Here is a 2,872-nt window from a genome sequence, read left to right on the forward strand (position 1 = left end):
AAACACCAGTATCTTTGTCTTGAAGGAATTTACCTAAAGTATCACCCTTCTTAGCACCAGTAACTGCAAAGTCAACTGACTTGATAAGCTTGTTGTTTGAGTCAACAATGTTCAAACGAACAGCGTTGTCAGCAACAGCTGGTTGAGCTGATTGAACGTTAGAAGCTGAGACCCAAGCACCGTTAATATCCTTGTTTGATGATTGGATTTGATACCAAACATCGCCTTCCTTGGTACGAGTAACAGCCTTTGATAAAGTAAATGTTTCGTTAGCATACTTGCTTGCGTCAGCAATTACTTTACCGTCAGCAGCTACGGCACGACCTACTTTGTATTGAGTCCAAGCTGGGCTCTTGTATAAAGTAGTGTTTTGGCCTGCAGCAGTGTTAGCTAACTTGTAGCTAGTCTTGTTGTCAGCCTTTGCATCGTTGCTTGCAGTAGTAGTGTCGAAGCTCTTGATACCACCAGCGTAAGCTGAAGTGCTCTTACCACCGTAAATCCAGCCACGGTAAGTCTTATCAAATGATACGACCTTGTAGTAAACTGAACCACGGTTAGTAGTTGCAACACGGTAAGCACGGAAGTTCTTTTGTCCTTGCTTTGCGTCAGCTAAACCTTTAAGGGTAGTGGTTGTAGCAACCTTCTTAGCACCCTTCAAAGTACCAGCCTTAGTGTATAATGCGTTCGATCCTGTAGGCACAACGTTACGAGTAGTAGCGTCGGTAGTAAGGGTCTTGTTTGATGTAATCTTAGCATAGCTCTTAGCTGATGCTGAAGTTGCGTTAGCAGTACCAGCAGCGGCTACGAAGCCCAATGCTGCCATACCAACAAATAATGATTTCTTTAAACTTGACTTCATTATCTTGTCTCCTCCGATATATATTGGTTTTTACCGTATTTATGTAACGGTAAATCTTATTCTACCGTAAAGATTATCAATCTGCAATACGGATTGCACAACAAATAACTTTACGTTTATGAGTATAGGACAGGAACTCAATATTATCAAGGTTTTAACCCGCTTAAATATAAATGTCACATACTAGTAACATGCAGAAACAAAATGGTAATAAGTAAATTTTACAAAAAGAACGTCCTAAGGGTTATCCTTAAGGGCGTTCTGACCGTTTCGAGCGTTGAACTTTATTTTAGTTATTGTTTATATTAGTTAATATTTTCTTTACTTTTTACGATTATCGAACAATGGTTCCACGAAGTTTTGGCTATAACGAGCAGCTAATGGTTGAGCGTATGGGTTAACCCCATTACGGTCGAACATTTTAAGGCCAGCGATAATGTCCATTTGTTCCTTAACTGCTTGACCAGAAAGGTCCTCACTAGCATAGTTCAATGAAAGAATCTTAACCTTGTTGTCGCTAGCTTTAAATACTAATTCTAATTTCTTCATGTGAAATTCCTCCTAATATGTTAGTTGATTATTCAGCGGTGATGTGATCAGTAACTGCAATAGTTGCGTCAGAAACCTTATCGTTAGTGAGAGTTTCCAATACCTTGCCGAATTTGACGATCTTATCAGCGTCAACATCCTTTGCGATGTTTGCGAATGAGTACTTGGCACCCTTTTCGTGACCTTCACCAACCAAAGTATAGTTAACGCTTGTTTTCATCCAATATCTTGACATGAGTAATTGCTCCTTTGAGTTTTTATTATTTGGTAAGTCGTTGGCGCCAACCCTTACATCTATTAGTAACAATTTAAGGTGGCCAATGTGTTACCCCTAATTTGAAATTTCTCTGGCCTTTTTTAGTAATCCATCGCGCCACTTGTAGACGGTCTTGCGACTAACCCCATATTCTCGGGCAATCTCCGCAAAATTCATCCCGTACTTGTAGGCTGCTAAGAGGTACTGACGTTCCTTGTCAGTGCATTGATTCATTAATTCCTCATACTGAAGTTTGCAATCTAAGTCTGGATCATCATTCATGGCTGGAATATCTAGTAGTGGATCTTCATTAGTATCATCTGCTTCATACCGGTGACCATTGATTCTTAATTGCTTTTTCAGATAATTAAGCATCGTCCAGTACACCTTCTGATAGATGAACACCAACTTGCGTTTAGTATCATCCTCATCTCCGCACTTCAAGTATGCTTCCGCGAACGCCATCCGTCCTTCCTGAACCATGTCGTCATAGTACTCGTGGTTTGGTGAGATATGGAGGCGCCGGAGCACCCCAAATATTACGACTTCGTGGTCGCCTGCCTGCATAAATTCAAACGCTTCTTGGTAGCTACTTCTATTATTTTCGTGATTCATTTTGAATCTCCTCATTGAGTGATTTGATCCAAGGGCCCTTGTCACGAAAAAATAGTATAGAGATGAAGAACCGAGAAAAGTACCGCTCACTTTTTGCGGACTTACACGGCGGTGTAATGCAGACTTTCGTTAAAAATGCAAAAAATAGGCATAGACTTTGCGGAAAAAGTTCATAAAAAGGTCACAGACAATCTAGTTGAGTTGTGCTATTCTGGCTTTAATAAATAAGGAGAAACAACATGAACTTTAACCCCAAATTTTACACAGAGGTGTTATTCTGGGCAGGATTAGCACTTCTTACCCTAGAATTTAAAAATGTATTCATGGCCACGCCAACGACGTTTGGGTGGTTAATTTCGTTTGTCCTTACAGCAATCGGAATTGTGGACATCATTTTTACCGTTTTCCAATTCCATCATAAAAAGCGCCCTGTTAAAAAAAAGTCAGTGAGAAAATGGGAGATACTCCGGAGATACTCCTAGTATGTTGGACACGGAAACAATTAAAATTCCGGGTTCATATACTAGGAGTTTTTATATTGACTAAATATCGCTACACCATAGACGAAAAATTATTCTTTCTTGATTTGCTTG

3 protein-coding genes and 1 pseudogene are annotated in these 2,872 nt (G+C 39.9%); all 4 read right to left on the bottom strand.

Annotated features, from left to right (window positions below; genetic code table 11):
• Positions 1-859: pseudogene (locus QOW94_RS10890) on the bottom strand (S-layer protein); the annotation flags it as partial.
• Between the two features lie 321 nt (positions 860-1,180).
• On the bottom strand, positions 1,181-1,408 hold the full coding sequence (locus QOW94_RS10895; protein ID WP_283680481.1) for a DUF2922 domain-containing protein: 228 nt from the start codon (positions 1,406-1,408) through the stop codon (positions 1,181-1,183).
• A 28-nt stretch (positions 1,409-1,436) separates the two neighbouring features.
• On the bottom strand, positions 1,437-1,643 hold the full coding sequence (locus QOW94_RS10900) for a DUF1659 domain-containing protein (protein WP_283680482.1): 207 nt from the start codon (positions 1,641-1,643) through the stop codon (positions 1,437-1,439).
• Between the two features lie 96 nt (positions 1,644-1,739).
• Positions 1,740-2,279, bottom strand: coding sequence for a sigma-70 family RNA polymerase sigma factor (locus QOW94_RS10905; RefSeq protein ID WP_283680483.1), 540 nt, complete (start codon positions 2,277-2,279; stop codon positions 1,740-1,742).
• Positions 2,280-2,872 lie beyond the last annotated feature (593 nt).

Source organism: Lentilactobacillus sp. Marseille-Q4993, from assembly GCF_951230165.1.
In the GTDB taxonomy this organism is placed as follows: Bacteria; Bacillota; Bacilli; order Lactobacillales; family Lactobacillaceae; genus Lentilactobacillus.

Coding starts and splice junctions, on each gene's coding strand:
- QOW94_RS10895 (WP_283680481.1), bottom strand. CDS start 1,408: ATGAAGAAATTAGAATTAGTATTTAAAGCTAGCGACAACAAGGTTAAG.
- QOW94_RS10900 (WP_283680482.1), bottom strand. CDS start 1,643: ATGTCAAGATATTGGATGAAAACAAGCGTTAACTATACTTTGGTTGGT.
- QOW94_RS10905 (WP_283680483.1), bottom strand. CDS start 2,279: ATGAATCACGAAAATAATAGAAGTAGCTACCAAGAAGCGTTTGAATTT.